Here is a 24,603-nt window from a genome sequence, read left to right as displayed (position 1 = left end):
TCAGCGGGCCTCGTCGGTCAGCGGCGCGCGCAGCACCAGGAGCAGTCGGTACAGGGCGAACACCACCATCAGCACGCCCCCCAACGACAGCGGCAGGTAGCCGATGCTCTGCGGCATCGGAGCCCCGGCGATGCGGATGTCCAGGCCGTCGAACAGCAGCACCGCACCCCAGTAAGCCATCACCGCGCCGATCGCGGCGATCACCAGCGGAGATACCGCGTGCAGCAGCTTCTTCAATCGGGGGGCGGCAGCGTCGGCCAGCAGGAAGAAGCCGAAATGGCGGTTCGTATGAACGCCTGCCGCGGCCCCCAGGCTCATGGCGGTGGTCAGCAGCAGGACGGTCACCGGCTCGGTCCAGCTCGGCGAGTCGTTGATCACGTAGCGGGCGATCACTTGCCAGCCCTGCACGACGACGAGGCCCAGCAGCGCGGCGACGGCGATGGCGATGGCGGTGTTGGACAGCACGTCCAGGCCGCGCTGCAGCGGCGTGGCGGGAGGCGGCGTGGTTTCTTCTGACATCATCGGTCCTCAGGCCAGGTCGCGGATGCGGCGGTACAGGGCGTCGATCGCCGGGTCTTTGCGGTACTGGGACAGCAACGGCTGGGACGCCTGCGCGAACGCATCGAGATCGGCCTCGTTGTGCTTCACGCCGGCTTCGAATACCGCGTCGCGCGCCTTGGCCTCCGAGGCATCCCAAAGGGTGCGCATCACGCCTACCGACTGGCGCGCGGTGTCGACCAGCAGTTCGCGGTCGCGCGGTTGCAGCGCATCCAGCGTGCGCTGCGATACCAGCAGCACGTCCGGTGCGTAGGAGTGGTTGGTCTGCGACCAGTACTGCGCCGCCTCGAAATGCCGGCTGGAATGGAAGCTGCGGATGTTGTTCTCGGCGCCGTCGATCATGCGCGTCTCCAGCCCGGAGAACACCTCGCCCAGCGACAGCGGCGTGGGGTTGGCGCCGAACAGTCGCAGCATCCGGATGAAGATGTCCGACACCGGCACGCGGATCTTCATGCCATGCAGGTCCGCGGGCTTCTCGATGGCGCGGCGTGCGTTGTAGAAGCAGCGCGCACCGGAGTCGTAGATCGCCAGGCCGACCAGCCCGCGGCGGGAGAAGCCGTCCAGCACGGCCTTGCCCACGCCTTCGTCCATCGCGCGGCGCATGTGCGGCACCGAATCGAACACGTAGGGCAGGCACAGCGCCTGGGTCAGCGGGAATGCGTTGTTCAGCGCGCCGGCGTACACGCGTGTCATGTCGATGGCGCCGAAGCGCGCCATGTCGATGGCTTCCGACTCGCGGCCCAGCTGGCCGGAATGGTACTGGCGCAGCGTCACCCGTCCACCGGTTTCGCGCGCCATCGTCTCGCCGATCCAGCGCACGGCTTCGACGGTGGGATAGTCCTTCACGTGCACGTCGGTCGCGGTCAGCACGTGCCGGCCCTCGTCGGCGAAGGCCCGGCTGCCCGCCAGCGGAAGGGCGATCGCGGCCCCGAGGCCGGTGCCCAGGAAGCGACGACGGTTCATCATGCGCGCCAGTCCCCTTCGTCCTTCGCCGTCGCGGCGGTCGCGACGCAGGCAATGCTGCCATGGCCATCGAACTCGATCAGCGCCTGCTGGCCCGGCAGGATGTCGTGGATGCCCGTCGCGTTGCCGGTGGCGATCAGGTCGCCGGCCTTCAGCGGCCGTCCACGGCGCGCCGAGCGCGACAGCGCGAACGCGAACGCCGCGCGCAGGCCGCCGGGCAACGTGGTGGCGCCACCACGGCCGACCTGGCGCCCGTCGATCGACGTGGTGCAAGTCAGCGAGGCATCGCTGCGGTCGGCCCAGTCCGGGATCTCGGCACCCATCACCAGGCCATTGTTGTTGCCGAAGTCCGACACGACTACGCGCGGGCCCAGCTGGTTGATCGTCGCCAGCGGACTGCTGGCCACTTCCATGCCGATGAACAGCGTGGACGGCACGGCCGCGGCTTCCTCCGGTGTCCAGTCGTGCTTGTCGGCCGGAACGTCGGCGTCCAGGCGCAGGACGTACTCCGCTTCCACCGCACCGAAGCCGCCCGAGAACACCTCGAACGTGGACTGACCACCGGTAGTCATCTGTAGCTGGCGGGCGAAGATCGGACCGAGCAGTCGCTCGTCCCCGGACGCATCGCGCCGCTCGGGCGCGATGAAGCCGACCTTCCAGCCGACCACGCGGTCCGGCCAGTGCGCGATCGCCAGATCCTGCACGCGATAGGCGGTGACCAGGTCATCCGGGATGTCGCCGGGAAAGTCGGGCAAAGCACGGCCCTGGCGGCGCGCAGCGACGAAACTGCCGGCCACGGCGGCCAATGCGGGAGCTGCGGCGCGTGCATCGGCGAGGGCGTTGTGGTCGTTACTCAAGTGGGTTCTCCCCGCTCCGTTTTGTTGCACTGCCGAGTGACAGTGCAGGCTGATGGCCTGTATATGGTAAACCGGTGTCATTGACAATGTGCACTGCCGCAAAACCCATCCCGATGCCACGATGCGTCGATCCACTCCTGGGAGGGAGCCAATGCTTGATATCCGTTTTCCCGCGCGGGTCCGCGGGCTGACCTGCGGCCTGGCCGCGCTGCTGATGGCATTCGCCACGGCGCCGGTGCTCGCCGCCGATGCGCCGGCGCTCGCGTTCCCCGGCGCGCAGGGCGCCGCGGCGCACACGCCGGGCGGGCGCGGCGGCAAGATCGTCCGCGTCACCACGCTGGCGGCCGACGGGCCGGGTTCGTTCAAGGAGGCCGTCACCGGTAAGGGCCCGCGCATCGTGGTGTTCGAGGTGGGCGGCGTGATCGACCTCGGCATGAAGGAACTGCGCATCAGCGAACCGTTCCTGACCATCGCCGGCCAGACCGCGCCGCACCCCGGCGTGACGATCATCAAGGGCGGCCTGACCATTGCCACGCATGATGTGGTGATCCGGCACCTGCGCATCCGGCCGGGCGACGGCGGGTTGCCGAAGCGCTCCGGCGACATCGACGCCATCACCACCGTGCGCGGCGCGCACGATGTGATCGTCGACCATTGTTCGCTCACCTGGGCCACCGATGAGAACCTCAGCGCCTCCAGCACGCGCTTCCACGGCGAGAACGAAGCCGAATGGATGGCCAACGCCTCGCGCCGGATCACCTACAGCAACAACATCGTCAGCGAAGGCCTGGCCGATTCGATCCATGCCAAGGGCGAACACTCCAAGGGTTCGCTGATCCACGACCACGTCAACGAGGTGCTGATCGTCGGCAACCTGTATGCGCACAACTACGAGCGCAGCCCGCTGTTCAAGGGCGGCGCTCGCGGCCAGGTGATCAACAACCTGATCTACAACCCCGGCCAGCGCGCCATCCATTACAACCTGATCGCGGAAGAATGGAGGGGCCATCCCTACTCGAAGGGCGAGATGGTGGTGCGCGGCAACGTGATGCGCGCGGGCAAGTCGACCGAGCCGCTGGCGTTCCTGATGATCGGCGGCTCCGGCGACCTGGATGTGTATGCGCAGGACAACCTGATCGTCGATCGCGTCGGCAAAACCAGCATCCAGGAAACCGGCAGTTACACCACCGCACCGGTGAAACTCAACCGCGTGAAGAATGCGCCGGCCTTGCCATTCGGCGTCAGCCTGCTGCCCGCCGCGAAGGTGCAGGATGCGGTGATCGAAAACGTGGGCGCCACGCCGTGGAACCGCGACCTGATCGACCGTCGCATCGTCGCCGATGTCATCGAGGGGCGTGGCGAGATCATCGACAGCCAGGACCAGGTCGGCGGCTACCCGCAGTACAAGGAAACCCGCAAGCTCTTCGTCGACAGCGAATGGAACCTCGACGTGATGGAACCGAAGTCGGGTAGCTATCCGCGCGGCGAACCGCTGCGCTGAGTCCGCGCGGGCCGGCATCGCCGCCGGCCATGCACGGCACCGAAGGCCCGCCGCGAGACGGGCCTTTCGTTTGTCCGGCTGACTGGGCAATCGAAGAAGCATCAAGAGGGTGCCGTCAGGGATACGCGCCACCGGCGCACCCTTCGATCAGGGAGTGCCCGGATGCGTGCGGCAGCCTCCGGGCCGGGAAAGAGACGCGGCGGACGCGCCGGCAAGCGCGCCCGCCCGACACGGTCAGAAGTTGAACCGCGCGCCCACGTAGTACTGTCTGCCGGTGTGGTGATACACCGAAGCGCGGTCACCGGCCGAGTCGACGTACTGGTCGTTGAACTCGTCGGTCAGGTTGAGCCCCTCGAAGGTGAGGGTCAGGTGCTTGTCCCACTTGTACGACATCGAGAAATCGACGCTGCGCGCGCTGCGCTTGCCTTCCACGTCGTTGTTGTTCTGCCCGGGCACCCGTTGCAGGTAATCGTCGCGGAACGACGTCGACACACGTGCGCTGAACTTGTTGTTGTCGTAGTACAGCGTCGCGTTGTACGAATCGGGCGACAGGTTGACCAGGTCGTTGGCGATGTACGTGACGGGGAACGTGCCCGGGACCGCGTAGTCGATATCCGAGGTGACGTGCGTGTAGTTCAGCAGCACGCCGAAGTGGCGGAAACCCCCGGGCAGGAACGAGAACGGCTGCTGGTAGTTCAGCTCGAAGCCCTTCAGCGGACCGCCGGGCGTGTTGATCGGCGTACGCACGTCGAACTCCACATCCCAGAATGTCGACGGCACCCACTCCAGCGGCAGGCCGGTGTCGCGGTAGGCGATGTTCTCGCGCAGTTCCTGGATGTAGGTTTCGATGTCCTTGTAGAACAGCGCCAGCGACAGTACCGAGTCCTCGGCGAAGTACCATTCGGCACTGAAGTCGTAGGTCTTAGCGCGGAACGGATCCAGGTAGGGATTGCCGACACGGATGTTGGGCGTGCCCGTGGTGGTGACGCCGGCACCAGGCGACAGGTTGCCCAGTTGCGGGCGCGCCATCACCTTGGCGGCGCCGAAGCGCAGCACCAGTTCGTCGGTGACGTCCCAGGCCAGGTTCAGCGACGGCAACCAGTCCTTGTAGTCGTTGGTCACGGTGACCGGACTACCGCCGCCGACCGACGTATAGCCGCTGGCGTCGATGTCGGTGGTGGCGTAACGCACGCCCACGTTGCCACGTAGCGGGCGTCCCCCCAGGTCGGTATTGAAGTCCAGCTGCAGGTAGCCGCCCCAGTCCTCTTCGCCGATGCTGCGGTTGTTACCGCGTGCATTGCCATTGGTGATGCTGCTGAGCGTGAAGTCGCCGCCTGGCACGCCGGTGTTGCAGTTGCAGTAGATATCGAAGAGGTCGGCGATCGCGCCAAGATCCGGGATCAGCCATGTGCTCGGTCCGCGCCCATCGAGGCCGCGCCCGAAGCCGGTCACCAACGTGGACAGGTCGGCCAGCGTGGTCCCGGCGGGCAGTGCCGGCACCGCCGTCTCGCTGGCGCGTCTGAACTCCCACGTGTCCATCTGGAACTTCTTGTACGACAGCCCGCCGCGCAAGGTGAAGGTCTCGTTGATGGCGAAGTCCAGGTCGAGCTTGCCCGTATCGAAGGTGTTGTCCACGCCCTGGGGACGGATGCGGATCTCCGAGCCCGTGGTGTTGGCGGCGGGACTGCTGATCCAGCGCCATGCGGAGGGACTGGTGACATCCAGGTTGCCGTAGGTGATCACGGGCAGACGGCTGTTGCCACGGTAGTCCCAGCTGTAGCCATCGAGGTTCTGGATATCGAACGTCACCGTGGTTTGCACGGGATTCTTGAACTCCGACGTCGAGGTTCCCACCATCGCATTGAGTTGGAGGCGGTCGGTGAGGTCCTGCTCCAGGCTCAGGCTGTACTGGCTGAACTCCGTGGACAGTTCGTCGAAACGCGACTCCGAACGAACATCCACGTTGTCGAACACGCCGTAGACCAGGTTGCCGCGTTCATCCACTTCGGCCTGCCGCACGTGCGTTTCGTACTTGCCACCCTGTGCGTTCGAGCGGCTGAAGGAGATCGTTTCCAGGAAGTCCTCCTGGCGCGTCGCATCGAGCTTCGAATACATCGCGTCGAAGCTCAGCAGCGTGCGGTCGCTCGGCTTGAACTGCAGCGCCGCCGTGACGCCCAACCGCTCCTGCTGGTGGGTGAGGCGGCCATAGCGCGGCAGGCGCGGGTGGAAGGTGGTCGTTGCCGATGCCAGCCGGTAAGCATCGTTGTTCGCCTGGGTATTGGCCGGGCGCGGATTGCCGGTGGAGCAGTTCAGCGCGGTGGTGCCGCGGCCACTGTTGTTGGCGTTGTTCTGCGGGGTGTAGCCGACCGGACTGCAGAAGCCGTTGGACGATGGACCGTTGTCCCAGCGCACAGCGCTATAGCCTTCTTCCAGCAGGTTGCGTTCGCTGTACGCCGCCGAGAGCAGTGCGCCGAACTTGCCGTCCGCCCAGGTGTTGCTGACCAGGGCGGAAAAGCGGGGGTCCCACTGCTGCGACAGGTCGTTGTAACCCATCTGGCTGGTGACTGTGCTGGTGAAGCCGTCGTAGTCGAACGGCCGCGCGCCGCGCAGGTCGACCGTTGCGCCCAGCGAGCCCTCGTCCACCTGCGCAGATTGCGTCTTGCGCACCGTCAGTTTGCTGAAGAGTTCGGCGGCGAACACGTTGAAGTCGAAACCTCGGCCCCGGTTGGCGCCACCGGAGCTGTCGGTGCCACCGGTGGTGGCCAGGGCTTCGAGTCCGTTGATGCGCACGCGCGTGAAGTCCTGGCCCAGGCCGCGCACGGTGATCGAGCGGCCTTCGCCGGCATCGCGATCGATCGCCACGCCCGGGATGCGTTGCAGGGCTTCTGCGAGGTTGAGGTCCGGGAACTTGCCTATGTCTTCGGCGACCACGGCGTCGATCTGCTCGGCGCTGTAGCGTTTTTCCTCAAGTGCTTTTTCCAGACTGGCGCGGAACGTGCCGACCACCTCGATGCGATCCAGTTCGGTGGTGGCGGGTGTGGCGGCAGGCGTCGACTGCGACTGCGCGAACGCGGGTGCATGCAGCGCGACGGCGATCGAGAATGCGAGTGCGGTAACCGGTGTCTTCCGGCGATTCGGATAGTGGTTCATGACATCCCCCTCCCAAGGGCGGCCAACGATTTTCGATATGCCGTCGTGTGCCGACAGCGTGGAATTCCCCCGAACATTCCAGCGCGGCATCGAGCTGATGACACCGCTGGTCAAAACGCTAACAGAGAGTGCACTGCAACAACAACCGGTTGATTTGGCTGGAGAAAATGTCCCGGGACAGCCGTCTGTTGGACATGGCCTTCCTGTCGCTGACGGACATCGCGCGCGAAAAAAAGCCCGGCCGGGAGAGGCGGCCGGGCTTCGGGTGCCCCTCCGCAGGGGAGGGGCGGGACGGTCAACGCATCAGAACTTGTAGCGCAGGCCCAGCAGATACTGGCGGCCGGTCTCGCTGTAGTCCAGCGGGAGCTGGCCGCTGGCGTTCTGCACCCACGACTCCTGCGGCTCGTCCGTCAGGTTGATGCCTTCCAGGCTCAACTCCAGCTTGTCGTTGAGCTTGTAGCGCAGCGCCATGTCGATCGTGGTGGTGCCGGTCTGCCCGTGCACACCATCGATGTTGTAGCCCGCTTCGGTACCGGGTGCCTGCAGCAGGTAGTCGTCGCGGTTGGTCGCCGAGACGCGGCCGGAGAAGCGCTCGCCTTCGTAGTACAGCGTGGCGTTCCACGAGTGCTTCGACATGCCGGTCCATGGCGCCTTCAGCACGTTCACGCCCTGGCTGTTGACGTACTGGATCTCCGTGTCGACGTAGGTGTAGTTCAGCTGCGTGCCGAAGTTGGACCACTTGCCGGGCAGAAAGGAGAACGGCTGGACCAATGTGGCTTCGAAGCCCTTCACCTTGCCGCCCGGCGTATTGACCGGCACGCTGAAGACGAAGTCGTCGTTGACCGTCGCGCCCGTCCCATCGAGCAGGCTGGCGGGCAGACCGCTGGAGGCGTAGCTGCGCACCTCGCGCGTGGTCTGCACGAAACCCTCGATGTCTTTGTAGAACAGACCCAGACCCAGCATCGCGCCTTCGTTGAAGTACCACTCGAAGCCCAGGTCCGCCGTCTCCGCGCGAACCGGATCGAGGTTGGGGTTGCCACCGCTGACGGTGCGAGCGCCACCGGCGACGCTGACCGTCACGCCGGGCGTCAGCGAACCCAAGCCGGGGCGCGACATCACCTTCGCCGCACCCAGGCGGATCAGGAAGTCCGGCGTGATCTCCGCCACCAGGTTCATCGACGGCAGGGTATCGCTGTACTCACGGCTCACGGTCGTAGCGACCGGCGTGCCGCTGGCGGTCGCGATGCCGGTCGAGCTCTGCTTGGTACGCACGTAACGCACGCCGAAGTTGCCGGAGACGGGGATGGCGCCCAGATCGGCAGAGAACTCGCCCATCAGGTAAACACCGCGATCCTCTTCCTTCACGCTGCGGGTATTGACCGGACGATCGACGACCGCATAGATGCCGCTGTTGCTGTAGATGTCGAACAGGTCGGCGATGGCCTCGTAATCCGGAATCACCCAGGTGCCTGGCGAACCGTTGACGCCACTCAGGCTGGCCAGCTCGGTGAGATCGGAAGGCACGATGGTGGTGCCGCCGTTGAATGTGGGCACCACCAGTTCGGACGCGCGACGCAGCTCGCGCGTGGAGAACGAGTAATCCTTCGACTGCACGCCACCCTTCAGGCGGAAGCCCGGGCTGATGTTCCAGTTGAAATCCAACTGCGCGGTATCGAAGTCGTTGGTCACGTACTGCGGACGGATGCGGATCTCCGCCAGCGTCCAGCCGTTCGGATCCGTCGGATCGATACCGTAGTTGAGGATTGGCTTGTAAGGATCGTTGCGGTAGTCGTAGCTGTAATTGTCGACGTTCAGCTTGTCCATGATGATCGTCGTCTGGATCGGATTCTCGTGCTCCGACTTGGACGTTCCGACCTTGCCGCTGATCTTGAAGTTGTCGGTGAACTCGTGCTCGCCTTCCAAGTTGAACTGGGTGAATACGGTGTTCCACTCGTCGTGACGGCTTTCCGAGCGGATGTCGACGTCGTCGAACAGACCGTACACCAGCGCGCCGTTCTCGATCACGCCGTCACGGACGACGGTCTGCGGCTTGCCGGTGCCGCTGCGGCTGAACGAGATCGCTTCGATGTACTTCTCGTCGCGGGTGGCATCGATCTTCGAGTACAGCGCGTCCAGGGCGAACTGGGTACGGTCCGTCGGTTTGAACTGCAGCGAAGCCGCCACACCGGTGCGCTTCTGGTCGTGTTCCATCAGCGTGTAGCGGGGGAAGCGCGGGTGGTAGACATCGGCGCCGCGCGCCGCCGCGAACGGAGAGGTCGCGCTGAAGTTGCCGTTGCTCGTGCCCTGCGCCCAGCGGCCGCTACCGGAACCTTCTTCGAGCGCCTGGCGCTCGGAGTAGGCGACCGACAGCAGGGCGCCGAACTTGCCATCAGCCCAGGTATTGGCGATCAGCGCACCGATCCGGGGATCGGTCTTCTCGGCCATATCGTTGTAGCTGGCCTGGCCGCTGGCGCTGAAGGTGAAGCCGTCGTAGTCCAGCGGGCGTGCGGTGCGCAGGTCGACGGTAGCGCCCAACGAACCTTCCTCCACATCGGCCGACGGCGTCTTGCGCACGATCAGCTGCGAGAAAAGATCCGAAGCGAAGACGTTGAAGTCGAAGCCGCGCCCCCGGTTCGTACCGCCATTCTGGTCGGTGGCACCCACCGTGGTGAGAGCCTCCATGCCATTGATGCGGACGCGGGTCAGGTCCGGGGGTAGGCCACGGACCGAGATCTGGCGGCCTTCGCCGCCTTCGCGCGTGATGACCACGCCCGGGATGCGCTGCAGCGATTCGGCCAGGTTGAGGTCGGGGAACTTGCCGATGTCCTCGGCGACGATGGCATCGACCACGCCGGCTTCGCCGCGCTTGATGTCGAGAGCCTTCTCCACGCTGGCGCGGTAACCGGTGACGCTGACAGTGTCGAGCGTATCGACACTGTCCGCCGGTGCGGGCTGAGCGGACTCGGCCGGCTGTGCCGCTTCCTGAGCGTGTGCGACTGCACTCATCTGCAGCGCGAACGCGATCGAGACGGCAAGCAAGGTAACCGGTGTCTTCCGGTTGTGATGACTGACTGGCATGTTCTCCCCTCCTCAAGGGACCATGGCCGCGTACCGCGACTGTTTTGATGGCAAAAAAGCTTGTTTATTCCCTTCCGGATCTTGCCAGCTGGTAAAATGACACCGCTGGTCAAAAACAACGCTAACAGAGTGTGCGCTGCAACAACAACTGTCAGTCGAGCCGGTTAATCTTGTCCCAGGGACAAGCCGAAACGGCCTGCAGGCTGCGCCGCATCCACGCCACGGGAGGAGAGGGGAGATGGGAAAGATCGTCTGTTTCGGTGAGCTGCTGCTGCGTCTGGGCGCACCCGGTCGCCAGCTGTTGTTGCAGTCGCCGGCACTGGAGGTGCACGTCGGCGGCGCGGAAGCGAATGTTGCCGTGTCGCTGGCGCGCTTCGGCCATGACGCCAGCATGGTGGGCCTGGTGGCGGACAATGCACTGGGCGAAGCCGCGCTGGGCGAACTGCGCCGGCATCGCGTCGATACGCGCGCCGTGCAGCAGGCGCCCGGACGCATGGGTTTGTACTTCCTGACCCACGGCGCCCTCCAGCGTCCCAGCGAGGTGCTGTACGACCGCGCGGATTCGGTCTTCGCGCGCGCCGGCGGTGGTGCACACGATTGGCCTGCGCTGCTGGCAGGGGCGGACTGGTTGCATGTGTCGGGCGTGACGCCCGCGCTGGGCCAACAGGCAGCCGATGGCGTGCTTGCGGCAGTGAAGGCGGCACGTGCCGCCGGGGTGAAAGTATCGTTCGACGGCAACTTCCGTCCCAAGCTGTGGGACGCGTGGGGTGGCGACGCGCCGACGATCCTGCGCGGCCTGATGTCCGAAGCCGATCTCCTGTTCGCCAGCCATCGCGACCTGCAGGTGGTGCTGGGCCTTGAGTTTCCGCAGGCGACACCACAGGAACGCTTCGCGGCGGGTGCCGCTGCGGCGTTCAAGGCATTCCCGCATCTCCGGCAGATGGCGGCCACCGTGCGCGTGCAGCGCAGCGTCGACCATCACGTGCTGTCGGGCATCACCGCCTTGCGCGACGGCAGCCTGCTGACCACGCCTTCCTACGAGATCTCCCCGATCATCGACCGCATAGGAACCGGCGACGCCTTCGCCGCTGGCGTACTCCATGGTGGCCTGGCCGGCATGCAGGCCGTCGATGCGCTGCACTTCGGGGTGGCTGCGGCCTGCCTTAAGCATTCGCTGCCGGGCGATTTCAATTTGGTGGCGGCCGCCGATGTGCACGCCTTCCTCGGTGAAAACGGTCTGGACGTGAAGCGCTGACAGGGCGGCGGGAAGCAGGATTATGTTGCGTTGCCGCATCGCGTAACGCAGCAAAATCTATCGTTTGAAGATGCCGCGCCGGGGCTTTGCCGCCGGCCGGATTCCCGCAGACTGCGCGCCATGAGGAGCGCCGTCCATGCGTAGCAAGCTGTTCGTGCCCGGAGACCGCCCGGCGCTGTTCGCCAAGGCCATGGCGGGCGCTGCGGACGTGCTGTCCTTCGATCTGGAGGATGCCGTCGCCGCGAGCGCCAAGGCGGAGGCCCGCACGCAGGTGGCGGCCTTTCTGGGCGACGCGCCGCACCGGGTGGCGGGCAAGCAGGTGATCGTGCGGGTGAACGCGTGGCATTCGCCGCTGTGGGAAGACGATCTGCGTGCGGTGCTGGCGCTCGACGTGGACCTGATCAACCTGCCCAAGATCGAATCGGCCGAGCAGGTCCGGCAGGCGGTGGCGGAAATCGAGGCCATCGAAGCGCGCCTGCACACGCGCCACGCGCCCGGCCTGCTGGTCAACATCGAAACGCCGCGCGCCCTGCGTCATGCAGCGGCGATCGCATCCGCGCACCCGCGCATCCGCGGCCTGCAGCTCGGGCTCGGCGATCTGTTCGAGCCGCATGGCATCCGCCGGAGCGCGCTGCAGAACGTGCACGCGGCGCAGTACGCGCTGCGCATGGCCGCAGCCGAGGCAGGCGTGTTCGCCTACGACGCCGCCTTTCCCGGTCTGGATGACGAAGCGGGCTTCCGTACCGAAGCCGAGTCCGCGCGTGCGCTGGGCTATGTCGGCAAGAGTTGTGTGCATCCGCGCCAGGTGGCGTGGGCGAACGCGGTGTTCGCGCCGACACAGGACGAGATCGAAGCGGCGCGCCATATCGTCGATGCTGCGCGGGATGGCGTGTATGCCGTGGACGGACGCATGGTGGACGCGCCGTTCCTGGCCCGCGCCCGCGCCGTGGTCGCACTGGCCGACGGGAACCGCGCATGACTGTCCGCCGCCATTTCCGGTCCCTCGCGCCTGCGTCGTTGGTATCCATGCTTCGCCGTGCGGCCTGGCTGGGCGTGCTGCTGCTCCTGCTGCCGGCATCGGCATGGGCCGAAAGCCTGACGGAACTGCGCCACGCAACGCTTCCCGCACCCTCCGCGTCCGTGCATGGTCTGCGCACGGCAGGCGGCCGCCTGCTGGCGTTCTCCGACGACCAGGTCCTGGCCTGGTCCGCCGGCTCGACGCAATGGCAGCCGGTCGCCATGCCCGCGGGCGCGACGGCACGCGATCAATGGCAGAACGCCGCCATCGATCGCCTCTACCGCATCGCCGCTGCCGCGGACAGCAGCGCCACGGCGCTGGAGCGCGTGGAACTGACAGGCGGGCGGCTGTCGTTGACCGCGCTTCCCGCATTGCCGCTCGCCCTGCGCGAGATCCGCCTGGCCGAACACGCGGGCGTGCTCTATGCGGCCGGCCTCGACGCGGCAAAGCAGCCGCATCTGCTCCGGCGCGACCTGTCCCAGGCTACGGCGGGATGGCAGGCCATGGCGCCATGGCCGGGCGGAGCGGCAGCGGGCACCCTGATCGCCCAGCGCGGCGAACTGATCGTCACCACGTCCGCCCAACCTCAGGACGCACTGTGGCGCTGGTCGGCGGACAACGGGTGGCAGGCGCTTGCGCCCGTTCCCGGTCGTGTCGCGGCCGCCGAAGGTGCACGCCCGACGGGCCAGTCGCACGTCGTGTATCTCCTGCAGTCCGCGGACGGCACGTCGCGTCTGGCCACCTTCCATACCATCACCCGCGCCTGGGCCGACCTGCCCGGGTCGGGTACGCCGGTTGCCTCGACCCTGACCGCATGGGGCAATGGCTTCGCCGGCTGGGATGCGCAGACGTCCTCGCTCGCCACGGTGGAACTGACGGCGCGCACCTACCTGCTGAAGTGGCTGGACTGGCTGGTGATCGTGGTCTACCTGGCCGCGATGGTCGGCATCGGTCTGTACTTCTACCTGCAGGAGAAGCGCGCCTCGACGGCGGACTTCTTCGTGGGCGGGCGCAGCATTCCGTTCTGGGCGGCGGGCGTCAGCCTGTACGCCACCAACACCAGTTCGATCAGCTTCATCGCCATCCCGGCCAAGGCGTTCGAGACCAACTGGCAGTACCTGACCAATAACCTGATCGCCGTGATGGGCCTGATGTTCGTGGCGATATGGATCGTGCCGCTGCTGCGCAGGCTGGACCTGATGTCGGTGTTCTCCTACCTGGAGAAACGGTTCCATCCTGCCATCCGCATGCTGGCCAGCGCGCTGTGCATCGCCATGCAGATCGGCAGCCGCATGAGCGTGATCCTGTTCCTGCCCGCGCTGGCCATCGCCACCATCACCGGCCTGGACGTGGTGTGGAGCATCCTCATCATGGGGGTGTTCACCATCCTCTACACCACCCTCGGTGGCATGAAGGCGGTGATCTGGACGGACTTCGTGCAGGTGTTCGTGATGTTCGGCGGCGCCATCTTCGCCATCGGCTTCATCATCTACCACCTCAACGGCGGGTTGCCGGAGTTCCTCGAAGTCGCGCGGGCCGAGCACAAGACGCAGCTGTTCGACTTCAGCTTCGACCTGACCAAGGCGACCGTCTGGGGCTTCATCTTCCTGGTCGTGTTCGACGTGGTGCTGACCTTCCCGAAGGACCAGGTGTTGATGCAGCGTGTGCTGTCCACCAAGTCCGACAAGGAAGCCGGCCGCTCCATCTGGACCTTCGCGGCAATCATGATTCCCGGCGGTTTCATCTTCTACGCCATCGGCACGGCACTGTACGTGTACTACCAGTCGCATCCGGAGCGGATGAACCCGCTGCTGCCCATCGACGCGACCTTCCCGCTCTTCATCGCGGCCGAACTGCCGATGGGGGTCACCGGGCTGATCATCGCCGGCATCTTCGCGGCGGCCATGTCCACGCTGTCCAGCATCATCAACAGCGTCTCGACGCTGGCCTCGGTCGACTTCTACGAGAAGCTGGCGAAGAACCCGAGCCCGAAGAAAAGCGTGCTCTTTGCCGAAATCATGGGCGTGCTGGTCGGCCTGACCGGCATCGGTATCGCGCTGCTACTGTCGCGCTACGACATCCATTCCCTGTTCGACGTCTCCATCGAGCTGGCCGGCCTGCTGGGCGGCGGCTTCGCCGGTGCCTACACGCTGGGCATGTTCACCCGCCGGGCGAACTCGCAGGGTGTGGCCATCGGCATCGGCTCGAGCATCGTGCTGACCCTGCTGGTCTGGTCGATGGATCTGGTGCATCCCTACTTCTATCTCGCCATCTCCATCCTGCTGTGCATCGTCATCGGCTATGCCGCGAGCTGGCTGTTCCCGCCGCCATCGCAGTCGCTGCAGGGCCTGACCATCCACCGCCAGGACGCGGTGAACGATGCGGCGTGACCGTGCATGCGCCATCGGTCACATCGCCGGCCCGCCCGCGCTCGTGTAGCCTGACGCCGAAAACGGGAGGCGCGTGGACACCCAGTTCCTGAATACCTTCGTGGTGGTGGCCGATCGCGGTTCGATGGCCGCGGCGGCGCGCGTGCTCAACATCACGCCGGCGGCCGTCGCGCAGCAGATCCGCACGCTGGAACGCGAGCTCGGTGCGCCGCTGATCGCCCGCGCCGGCCGCACCGTCAGCCTGACCGAGGAGGGCGCGCGCATCCTGCAACGGGCGCGCGACCTGCTCCGCGACGTGTCCGACATGCGCAGCGTCGCCAACGACAGCGACGTGTCCGGCGAACTGCGGCTGGGTGCGTGCCCGACCGCACTGGCGGGCATGCTGCCGGACATCCTGGCGCGCATGGTCGACACGTTCCCGCAGATCAACGTCTACATCCGCCCGGCCTATTCGGCGGAGCTCTACCGCGCGGTGGAGGCCGGTGAGCTGGATGCCGCGCTGGTGCTGCAGGCGCCCTACAGCCTGCCCAAGACCTGCGACTGGCTGCTGCTGCGCGAGGAGCCGCTGGTGATGATCGCGCCGGCCCGCATGGCCGGTCGCGACCCGCACGAGCTGTTGCGCAGCGAGCCGCTGATCCGCTACGACCGCAACCAGTGGGGCGGTCGCGTGGCCGACGACTATCTGCATGCCGCCGGCATCGTGCCGCACGAGCGGTTCGAGCTGAACGGGCTGAACGCCATCGCGGTGATGGTGGACCGGGGACTGGGTGTGTCGCTCGTCCCGGACTGGGCGCGTCCGTGGCCGGAAGGCCTGGACCTGGTGCGCATCCCGTTGCCGCTGCCCAGCGAGCCGCGGCGGATCGGCATGGTGTGGTCGCGTTCGTCGGTGCGCATCCGCCTGGTCACCGTGTTGCTGCAGGAGAGCCGCGCCGCCACCGGCCATGCCTGAGCGGTGCGATGTTGCAGTGCACGCTACAAAAACTAGCCTGTGAACATATCGGCGGACGATTCTTCCGCGGCTGGCGTCGACCTACGCTTGGAGCATCGTCGGGTTCGAGCGTCTGGGAGGAACGCTGGGCACGCCGGCCGCCTCCGCGGCCTTCTCGCATACACATCCTTGTCGCGGAACGTGTCGCCTGCTGCGCGACCGTGCCGTCCACCGCCGCATTCCGAGAATCGATCATGAAACAGGTACCCGCCGCGTTCGGCGTTTTCCTGCTGGCCGCCGCCGTCAGCGCCAGCGTCAAGGCCCAACAGACCACCCCGCCGCCGCAGGATGCAGCCGCCGCAGAGGAACGGGCCAGGGATGCCGTCGACCTGGACCAGGTGATCGTCACCGGCGTGCGTGCGCCCAAGTCGATCGACCGGATTCCCGGTGCTGTGTCGCTGGTGTCGAAGGAAGAGGTCAAGCACACGCTGGCGGTCACGGAAGACGCCACGGCCGTGCTCGCTCGTACCGTACCGGGTTATGCCGAGTCGTCGCAGGCCATGAGCAACACGGGCGAAACGCTGCGCGGCCGCATCGCGCTGCGCCTGTTCGATGGCGTGCCGCAGGGCTCGCCGTTGCGCGAAGGTGGCCGCAATGCGACGTTCACCGACATGGGCATCGTCGACCGGATCGAGGTGATCAACGGTCCGTCGGCGTCGGAGGGTATCGGCGCGGCAGGCGGCATCATCAACTACATCTCCACCGTGCCCACGAAGGAAGGCAGTGAGTTCCGCTTCCTGAGCCGGTACTCCACGCAGTTCAAGGACGACAGCGCCGGTTGGAAACTCGGGCTGAACTACGCGTTCAAGCAGGAGAACCGGGACCTGGTGGTCGGCGTCTCAACCATCGACCGCGGCATGGCCTATGACGCGGACGGTCGCCGGGTGGGCATGAACACCAGCGGCTCGGTGTCGGATTCGGTAGCGCGGAACCTGTTCCTGAAGGGCGGCATCAACTTCGGCGAAGACGGCGTGCAGCGCATCCAGCTGAGTTACAGCAACTTCAAGATCGAAGGCAACGGCGACTACATACAGGTCGAGGGCTGCCGCCCCGGAACCTGCGCCAATCCCGTGACCAATACGTCCGAGCGTGGTCAGATCTTCGGTAGCAAGGCGGAGTTCAACGACTTCGAGCAGTTGAACGCGCTGTACACGCACGGCGACTTCCTGGGCGGCAACCTGGTCCTCAACGCCTACTGGGCCGACCAGGCCATGCGCTATCTGCCGGAGGACGGCGACGATCGCCAACTGGTGTGGCCGCTTCCCCCGGGTGCGGAGCGCATCTTCGATCAGTCCGAAATCACCAGCAAGAAGTGGGGTTTTCGGCCTTCGTGGACCCGAACCTCGGTGTTCGGCGTCGATGGACTGGAGCTCCGGGCCGGTGTGGACTACGTCTACGACGAGGCGCAACAGCGTCTGGCGCTGACCAACCGGCTGTGGGTGCCGCCCATGGAGTACACCAGCGTCGCGCCCTACGTCCAGCTGAGCTATGACCTCGGCCCGGTGACGGTGAGTGGCGGTTTCCGTCGCGAAGACGGCGAGCTGCGCGTGGACAGCTATACCACCACGCCCTTCCGCAACAGCGTCTTTGTCGAAGGCGGTGGCGTGGAGTACACGGAGAACCTGGTGAACTTCGGCGCTATCTGGCGCATCGCCGGTGGCTGGTCCGTGTTCGCGTCCTATGGCGAAGGGTTCAGCCTGCCCAACATCGGCATCCCGCTGCGCAACATCAACGTGCCCGGCCAGTCGGTGGACCGTATCCGCGATCTGCAGGCCATCGTCGTCGACAACCGCGAGTACGGCTTCAACTGGCGCGGCGACCGCGGATCGCTGGGCGGCTCCTATTATGACTCGCGCTCGCCGTTCGGTACGTCCCTCGCGGTCGATCCGGCGACCAATGACTACGTGCTCAACCGCGCCCCGACCCGTATCAAGGGCATCGAGCTGAGCGGCGAGTGGCGCTTCAATCCGCAGTGGAAGGTCAACGGTCTGTACTCCCGCATCCGCGGCGAGACCGCGTTCTGGAATGCCGATCTCCGGGATCGCTACCCTGCCGGTGGTCTCAACAAGCCCATCGGCGTGTCCGACATCAATCCCGACAAGATCGGTGCGTCGGTCAACTGGCGCTTCAGCGAGCAGGGCGACGTCACCCTCAATGCGACGAAACTGCTGGACCGCGACTTGTACGCGTCCGAAACCCGCGCGTTCGATGGCCAGTTCTTCGAGTTCAGGGAGAACACCCGCGGATACACGCTCTTTGACTTGAGTGCGAACTACCGTTTCGAGAACTATGGCCGCGTGACCCTGGGCATCGAGAACCTGACCAACAAGCAGTACATCCTCAGCTGGTCGCAGGTGGACTTCTTCAAGAACTATTTCGCCGGTCGCGGACGCATGTATTCCGTCACCTACGAATACACGTTCTGACCCATCATCCGCGGATGCCGGCACTCTCCCACGTCGCCTCCCCCCGCGCCGTCCCCTCTCCAGGGCGGCGCGGGCTTTGGATGGTACTAATGCTTTCGCTCGCCGCCTGTGCGACAGCCACGCCACCGCCGCAAGCGCTGCCGCGTGCGCCGCTGGATGAGGTGCTGTCCACGGTCGTGGGTGGGCACGGATACCTGGGCGCCGTCGCTGTGGTTGCAGATCACGGCACGACGGTCTATCGGGGGGTGTTCGGTCATGCGGACCTGCAGGGGCGTCAGCCGCTGCGCGAAGATGCCATCTTCCGCATCTACTCGATTACCAAGCCCGTCACCTCGGTGGCGGCGTTGATGCTGGTGGAGGAGGGCAGGTTGCAGCTCGATGCGCCCGTCGCCACCTATCTGCCGGCATTCGGCGGATTGCAGCGCCTCGAGGGAGGCACTGTCGGGTCGCCTGCACTCGTGCCGGCACAGCGCGCCCTCACTGTCCGCCACCTGCTGACCCACACCGCCGGGTTCGCCACTGGCGGCGACGACATCCGGGTGGCGTCCGAACTGCTGCAACGGCAGGCGCCGGAAGCAGCCGGCGACCTGGCCGGCTATGCGGAACGTGTCGCCAGCGCGCCGCTGGCGACCGAACCCGGCACGCGCTTCCGCTACGACGGCGTCAACACCGAAGTCCTCGCCCGCGTGATCGAAGTCGCCAGCGGGCAAACGTTAGACGACTTTCTGCGCACGCGCATCCTGCAGCCGCTGCGGATGCATGACACCGGATTCGAGGTTCCTGTCGCGCAGCGGGGGCGCGTCATGGCGCTGACGACGCGCGATGCGGACGGACGGCGCGTGCTCGCCGATACGCCGACGGCACGCGAACCCGGCAGTCGCCTGCGCGCCTACGACAGCGGCGCGGGCGGGCTGTATTCCACCGCCGCCGACTACCTGCGCTTCGCGCGGATGCTGGCCGAAGGCGGCGCACTGGACGGCGTGCGCCTGCTGCGCCAAGACACCGTGGCGATGATGATGTCCGACCAGCTGGCCGGCTTCGATCCGCCGGTGCCGGCGCCGGAACCGGGCGAAGGCTTCGGCCTGGGCGGCTATGTCGTCACCGACACGGCGAAGAGTGCGCGACCGGGTTCGCCCGGACAGTTCGGCTGGTCCGGTGCCGCGTCGACCTATTTCACCATCGACCGTTCGCGCGGACTGGTGATCCTGCTGCTGTCGCAGCACCTGCCGACCGAAGGCGCCGCTCCGTTGCCCAAGCTCGCCGCGCCGTTCTACCGCGCCGTCTATTCGGCGGTGTCGCCGTGAGCACGCGGACGGGGACCGTGCTGGTCGCCGGTTCGGCCAACCTCGATTTCGTGGTGCGGGCGCCGCATGTACCGGCACCGGGCGAAACCGTGCTGGGCCGCGACTTCGCCACGTTCCCCGGCGGCAAGGGCGCCAACCAGGCCGTGGCGAGCGCGCGGGCCGGCGCCGTGCCCACGCGCATGCTGCTGGCGCTGGGCGAGGATCCGCAGGCGACCGTGCTGGAACAGGCACTGGCCGAGGCCGGCGTCGCCACCCAGATCGTGCGTGTGCCCGGGGTCGCCAGCGGCACCGCCTTCATCTGCCTGTCCGACAGCGCCGAAAATGCCATCACCGTCGCCCCCGGCGCCAACGCGGGCCTGCGACCGCACCATCTGCCCTCGTTGCGCGGCGTGAGCCATCTGCTGCTGCAGCTCGAGACGCCGCTGGACACCGTCGCCACGTTCGCCCGCCTGGCGCGCGACGCCGGCGTGCGCGTGGTGCTCAACGCGGCACCGGCGACCACGCTGCCGGACGGCCTGCTGCACGACGTCGACGTGCTGGTGGTCAACGAAGGCGAACTGGCCACGCTGGCAGGCGGTGGCACCGTCGCCGCGCAGGCCGCGCGCCTGGCGGTGCCCTGCGTGGTGGTGACCCTGGGCGAGCGAGGCTGCTTCGCGCGCCGGGGCGCCGAACTGTTCCTGCAGCCCGCCTTCGCCATCGATCCGGTCGACACCACGGCGGCCGGCGACACCTTCTGCGGCGCGCTCACCGCACGCCTGTCCGAACATGCCGGCTTCGCCGACGCGCTACGCTTCGCCAGTGCGGCCTCGGCGCTGGCCTGCACCCGGCTCGGCGCCCAGGCCAGCATTCCGGCGCGATCCGACGTCGACGCGTGGCTGGCCACGCAGGCCGACGATCCCTCGCGACGGGCCGCGCTGGCGGCCTATTGCGGCATCCCCTGATCCGATCCCAGACGAACGCATGACCACCCCCACGCCCCCCGTCCCGCCCGCGCACGACGACGCACCGCCCGCGGTGACGACCGAATACAAGTTCTCGCACGTCACCACCCAGCGCTATCTGCCCACGCCGGGCAAGGCGCCCGGCTGGCCGTTCGCCGACATCGGCCAGTGGAAGATCGACGCCAACGCCTCGGCCGACGACTGGGTCGCGGAACTGAAGGACTGGCGCCGCGAACATCTCACCCGCATCGGCTACGACGACGCCAATTACCGTCGTCCCGAACTGCAGTGGGCGCAGCGCAATTTCGTGCACGCGCAGGTGATGGTCGAGGACCGTTATCTCTACGACCCCGTCGCCGGCCGCTATACGGTCGATCGCTACCTCGACGACCTGGACGCGCGCTACGGCGGCCTGGACAGCGTGCTGCTGTGGTGTGTCTATCCCAATATCGGCGTGGACGACCGCAACCAGTTCGACTTCGCCCGCAGCCTACCGGGCGGCCTCGAGGCGTTGCGTGGCGCGGTCGACGATTTCCATCGCCGCGGTGTGCGCGTGTTCCTCACCACCATGCCGTGGGACAACGGCACCCGCGACGAAGGCGAGCCCGACTGGCAGGCCATCGCGAAGATCGTCAAGGCGGTCGGCGCGGACGGCATCAACGGCGACACCTACAACGGCGTGCCGCGCGCGTTCTTCGACGCCTGCGATGCGTTGGGCCATCCGGTCGTCGTGCAACCCGAGTCCACGATCAGCGCCGAAGAACACCTGATCTGGAACGTGCAGAGCTGGGGCAAGAAGGCGCCGAATGAGGTCGTGCCGCCGGTGGCCAAGTTCAAGTGGCTGGAACCGCGCCACATGATCAACTACGAGAACCGCTGGGGCCGCGACCGCAATCACGACCTGCAATACATCTTCTTCAACGGCGTGGGCTACAACGCGTGGGAAAACGTCTGGGGCCTGTGGAACCAGTTGACCGCGCGCGATGCCGAATCGCTGCGCCGCATCGCCGCGATCTACCGCCGCTTCCCGTCGCTGTTCGTCAGCCTGGACTGGCGCCCGTACGAGCGCACCCTGCAGGCCGGCATCTTCGCCAGCCGCTTCCCGGGCGAGGGCCGCACCGTGTGGACGCTGGTCAATCGCCATGAGTACCCGATCGAAGGCGAACAACTCGCCGTGCCGCATGTCGACGGCACGCAGTACATCGATCTTTGGAACGGCGCGGCATTGCAGCCGCGCATCATCGACGATCAGGCGGTCCTGGAGACCACGCTGGAAGGCCGCGGCTTCGGCGCGCTGCTGGCGCTGCGCGACGGTGTGCACGAAGACGGTCTGGAAACCTTCCTGGCCCGGATGGCGGAGCGTGCCGCCACGCCGCTGGCCTCGCTGTCCTCCACGTGGATCGCACTGCCGCAGATCCTGCAGGCCATCGCGCCGACCCCGCCGCACCCTGTCGCGCCGGACGGCATGGTGACGATCCCGGCCGGCGAGTTCCTGTTCGCCGTGCAGGGCATCGAGATCGAAGGTCAGGTGTGGGAAGGCGTGGACGTGCAGTTCCCGTGGGAACCGACCGCGCGCCGCCACCACCGCCGTCGCATGCCGATGCAGGCCTTCCACATCGACCGTCACCTGGTGACCAACGCGCAGTACAAGGCCTTCGTCGATGCGACCGGTTATGCACCACGCGATGCGCAGCACTTCCTGCGCGACTGGCGCGACGGCGCCCCGCAGCCGGGTTGGGAGAACCGGCCGGTGACGTGGGTGTCGATCGAGGATGCGCGCGCCTACGCCGCGTGGGCGGGCAAGCGCCTGCCGCATGGCTGGGAATGGCAGTACGCCGCGCAGGGCACCGACGGTCGCCTGTATCCCTGGGGCAACGCCTGGCGCGAGGACGCGGCACCGCCGGTGTTCCGCGGGCGCGTGCTGCCGCCGCCGGCCGAGGTCGGTGCGTATCCCGCCGGCGCCAGTCCGTTCGGCGTGATGGACCTGGTGGGCCACGTCTGGCAGTGGACGGACGAATTCCATGACGAGCACACCCGCGCCGCCATCGTGCGCGGCGGCAGCGACTACGAGCCGCGCACCTCGCACTGGTACTTCCCGCAGGCCAAGCGGCTGGACCAGCACGGCAAGCTGTTGCTGATGGCGCCGGGCAAGGACCGTTCGGCGCGGATCGGCTTCCGTTGCGTGGTGGACGCGGCGTGACCGGCGTGACGGTTCCGACCGGCCGGGATGCTTCGTCGCGAGCGGGCGTGACGCTCGGCGGACTACTGGGCGATGCCCTCGACGCCAACCGGCGTGGTCGCCTGTCGCACTTCATCACCGGCGCCGACAGTCCGGCCATCGCGCTGTTCTCGCCGGCGCACCGCGCGCACAACACCGAGGGCGACTGGTATGGCGAACATGCCGGCAAGTGGCTGTCCGCCGCGGCGCGCGCCTACGCCCGTAGCGGCGACGCCGCGCTGGGCGCGCACCTGCGCGAGGTCGCCGACTACCTGCTGTCGGTGCAGGAAGACGATGGTTACCTCGGCACCTACGCGCCCGAGCGACGCTTCACCCGGCCACAGCCGCCGAAGCCGCCCAGCTGGGACGGCGCGCCGGCGCTGCGCACCTGGGACATGTGGGTGCACGCCTACCTGATCCTCGGGCTGGTGGAAACCGCGCGCGCACTGGGCGACGCGCGCTACACGCAGGCCGCCGGACGCATCGCCGACCTGTGCGCGCATGCACTCGACAGCGGCATCGACATCACCACGCTCGGCAACCACCACGGCATGTCGGCCACCGTCCTGATGGACGCCGCGCTGGAACTGCATGAGGAAACCGGCGATGCGCGCTTCCTCGTCCTGGCGCAGCAGGTGTTCGCGCAGGCCAATGCGCATCCCGCACTGCGGCTGCTGCCGGCCATCGAAGCCGGCGCTGACGCCTCCGAGATCGCCACCGGCAAGGCCTACCAGCTCCTGTGGAACCTGGTCGGCGTGGTCAAGCTGTGCCGCGCCACCGGGGACGCCGCGCTTCGCCGCGCCGTCGAGGCGATGTGGGAGAACATCCACCAGTACCACCTGACCCTGGGCGGCGGGCCGTGGGGCGGCGTGGCCCACCGCTCGCGCGAGGTCTTCAACGCGCGCGGCACGTTCAGCCCGCTGGCCTATGTGGAAACCTGTTCGCTGCTGTCGTGGATCCAGTTCAACCGCGAGCTGCTGCGCCTGACCGGCGAGGCGCGCTACGCCGAGGAGATCGAGCGCACCGCCTACAACGACCTGCTGGGCGCGTTCGCGCCCGACGGCGAGGACTGGTGCTACTACTCGTTCCCCAACGGCCGCCGCGTGCACACCACGTATTGGCGCTGCTGCAAGTCCAGCGGCGCGATGGCGCTGGAGGAACTGCCGGCCGTGGCGTACGCGCTCGAGGGCGAGGCCGCGCGCGTGCAGCTGTACGGCGCCGGCGAGGCGCGACTGGCGCATCCGGCCGCCGGCATGCTGGTGCTGCGCCAGCACACCGGCTACCCGTTCGACGGTGACATCGCGCTGGAGATGCAGCCCGAGCGCGAGGCCACGTTCGCGCTGTGCCTGCGCATCCCGTCCTGGGCCGAAGGCGCCAGCGTGGCCGTCAATGGCGAAGCGGTCCGCGTGCCGGTGGTGCCGGGCACGTTCGCGACGGTCCATCGCCACTGGCGGCCGGGCGACCAGGTGCAGCTGCGGTTGCCGATACGGCCGGTGCTGCACCGGCAGGTGCTGCGCAACGTGCAGGAATCGCGTGCGCCCGACGGATCCGAGGTGCGCCAGCAGGTGCTGGACCTGCACTACGCCGGCGTGACGCGCGGACCGCTGGTCTACGCCACCGGGCTGATCGACGGCTTCAAGACCGAAGAAACCATCCGCCTGCCGGACGGGCCGCAGGACGACTGGCTGCAGGTGCTGCCGCTCGCCGACGACGATGAAGGTCCCGGCATCACCCTGCAGCTCGGCTACCGGCCGCCGCTGCTGTTCTGGCCGTACTACCGGACCGGCGGACGCGTGGACGGCGCCTGGCGCCTCACCTGGCTGTCGCTGCCGCCGGCATGAACAAGCACGCGCTCGCAAGAATTTGTGGCCGCAGAAACAACGTCGGCCGACTGTATCCGCTGCATCGCCTGCACCAGACTGGTCCCCGGCCAGCAGGCGACGGTTGAAGGAGCCT

General features: G+C 67.1%; 15 protein-coding genes. 10 read left to right on the top strand and 5 right to left on the bottom strand.

Annotated features, from left to right (window positions below; translation table 11 throughout):
• The 3 genes from ASD77_RS03145 to ASD77_RS03135 are packed head-to-tail and all read right to left on the bottom strand — an operon-like array spanning nt 1 to nt 2,378.
• Complete coding sequence (locus tag ASD77_RS03145; RefSeq protein ID WP_055940968.1) at nt 1-519, bottom strand: TRAP transporter small permease; 519 nt, start codon at nt 517-519, stop codon at nt 1-3.
• Nucleotides 520-528: 9 nt separating this feature from the next.
• Nucleotides 529-1,524 carry a TRAP transporter substrate-binding protein gene (locus ASD77_RS03140; RefSeq protein WP_055937173.1) on the bottom strand — a complete coding sequence of 332 codons (996 nt, stop codon included), beginning with the start codon at nt 1,522-1,524 and terminating at the stop codon, nt 529-531.
• Nucleotides 1,521-2,378 (bottom strand): 2-keto-4-pentenoate hydratase, encoded by an 858-nt coding sequence (locus ASD77_RS03135; RefSeq protein ID WP_055937171.1) that lies wholly within the window; start codon nt 2,376-2,378, stop codon nt 1,521-1,523. The genes ASD77_RS03140 and ASD77_RS03135 overlap by 4 nt, the downstream gene beginning before the upstream one ends.
• 151 nt (nt 2,379-2,529) lie before the next feature.
• On the opposite strand from ASD77_RS03135, the gene ASD77_RS03130 reads away from it, so the two are divergent.
• Entirely contained in the window at nt 2,530-3,879 is a 1,350-nt protein-coding gene (locus tag ASD77_RS03130; protein WP_055937168.1) for a pectate lyase, read from the top strand.
• Between the two features lie 234 nt (nt 3,880-4,113).
• On the opposite strand, the gene ASD77_RS03125 is transcribed toward ASD77_RS03130, so the two are convergent.
• Both ASD77_RS03125 and ASD77_RS03120 read right to left on the bottom strand, forming a co-directional pair.
• On the bottom strand, nt 4,114-7,029 hold the full coding sequence (locus ASD77_RS03125) for a TonB-dependent receptor (protein ID WP_055937165.1): 2,916 nt from the start codon (nt 7,027-7,029) through the stop codon (nt 4,114-4,116).
• Between the two features lie 303 nt (nt 7,030-7,332).
• Nucleotides 7,333-10,107: a TonB-dependent receptor gene (locus ASD77_RS03120; protein WP_055937162.1), complete on the bottom strand. Its 2,775-nt coding sequence runs from the start codon at nt 10,105-10,107 to the stop codon at nt 7,333-7,335.
• Between the two features lie 238 nt (nt 10,108-10,345).
• On the opposite strand from ASD77_RS03120, the gene ASD77_RS03115 reads away from it, so the two are divergent.
• The 9 genes from ASD77_RS03115 to ASD77_RS03075 all read left to right on the top strand — a co-directional run bounded on the left by ASD77_RS03115 (nt 10,346) and on the right by ASD77_RS03075 (nt 24,488).
• Nucleotides 10,346-11,362 (top strand): sugar kinase, encoded by a 1,017-nt coding sequence (locus ASD77_RS03115; protein WP_055937159.1) that lies wholly within the window; start codon nt 10,346-10,348, stop codon nt 11,360-11,362.
• Nucleotides 11,363-11,498: 136 nt separating this feature from the next.
• On the top strand, nt 11,499-12,341 hold the full coding sequence (locus tag ASD77_RS03110) for a CoA ester lyase (RefSeq protein WP_055937156.1): 843 nt from the start codon (nt 11,499-11,501) through the stop codon (nt 12,339-12,341).
• Nucleotides 12,342-12,388: 47 nt separating this feature from the next.
• Nucleotides 12,389-14,770 carry a sodium:solute symporter gene (locus tag ASD77_RS03105; protein WP_055937153.1) on the top strand — a complete coding sequence of 794 codons (2,382 nt, stop codon included), beginning with the start codon at nt 12,389-12,391 and terminating at the stop codon, nt 14,768-14,770.
• 73 nt (nt 14,771-14,843) lie between these two features.
• The gene (locus ASD77_RS03100; protein WP_055937150.1) at nt 14,844-15,719 is read left to right on the top strand and encodes a LysR family transcriptional regulator; all 876 of its coding nucleotides are present in this window, start codon (nt 14,844-14,846) and stop codon (nt 15,717-15,719) included.
• Between the two features lie 233 nt (nt 15,720-15,952).
• Entirely contained in the window at nt 15,953-18,184 is a 2,232-nt protein-coding gene (locus tag ASD77_RS03095) for a TonB-dependent receptor (RefSeq protein ID WP_235578460.1), read from the top strand.
• 89 nt (nt 18,185-18,273) lie between these two features.
• On the top strand, nt 18,274-19,488 hold the full coding sequence (locus ASD77_RS03090; RefSeq protein ID WP_055937148.1) for a serine hydrolase domain-containing protein: 1,215 nt from the start codon (nt 18,274-18,276) through the stop codon (nt 19,486-19,488).
• Nucleotides 19,485-20,429, top strand: a complete 945-nt coding sequence (locus ASD77_RS03085) for a ribokinase (protein WP_200947352.1) — start codon at nt 19,485-19,487, stop codon at nt 20,427-20,429. The genes ASD77_RS03090 and ASD77_RS03085 overlap by 4 nt, the downstream gene beginning before the upstream one ends.
• A 19-nt stretch (nt 20,430-20,448) precedes the next feature.
• Nucleotides 20,449-22,629 carry an SUMF1/EgtB/PvdO family nonheme iron enzyme gene (locus ASD77_RS03080; protein WP_082563093.1) on the top strand — a complete coding sequence of 727 codons (2,181 nt, stop codon included), beginning with the start codon at nt 20,449-20,451 and terminating at the stop codon, nt 22,627-22,629.
• A gap of 5 nt (nt 22,630-22,634) precedes the next feature.
• Entirely contained in the window at nt 22,635-24,488 is a 1,854-nt protein-coding gene (locus ASD77_RS03075; protein WP_235578459.1) for a beta-L-arabinofuranosidase domain-containing protein, read from the top strand.
• Nucleotides 24,489-24,603 lie beyond the last annotated feature (115 nt).

The sequence above is a fragment of the Pseudoxanthomonas sp. Root65 genome, from assembly GCF_001427635.1.
GTDB lineage: Bacteria > Pseudomonadota > Gammaproteobacteria > Xanthomonadales > Xanthomonadaceae > Pseudoxanthomonas_A.
This window is presented reverse-complemented; position numbering and strand designations above follow the sequence as displayed.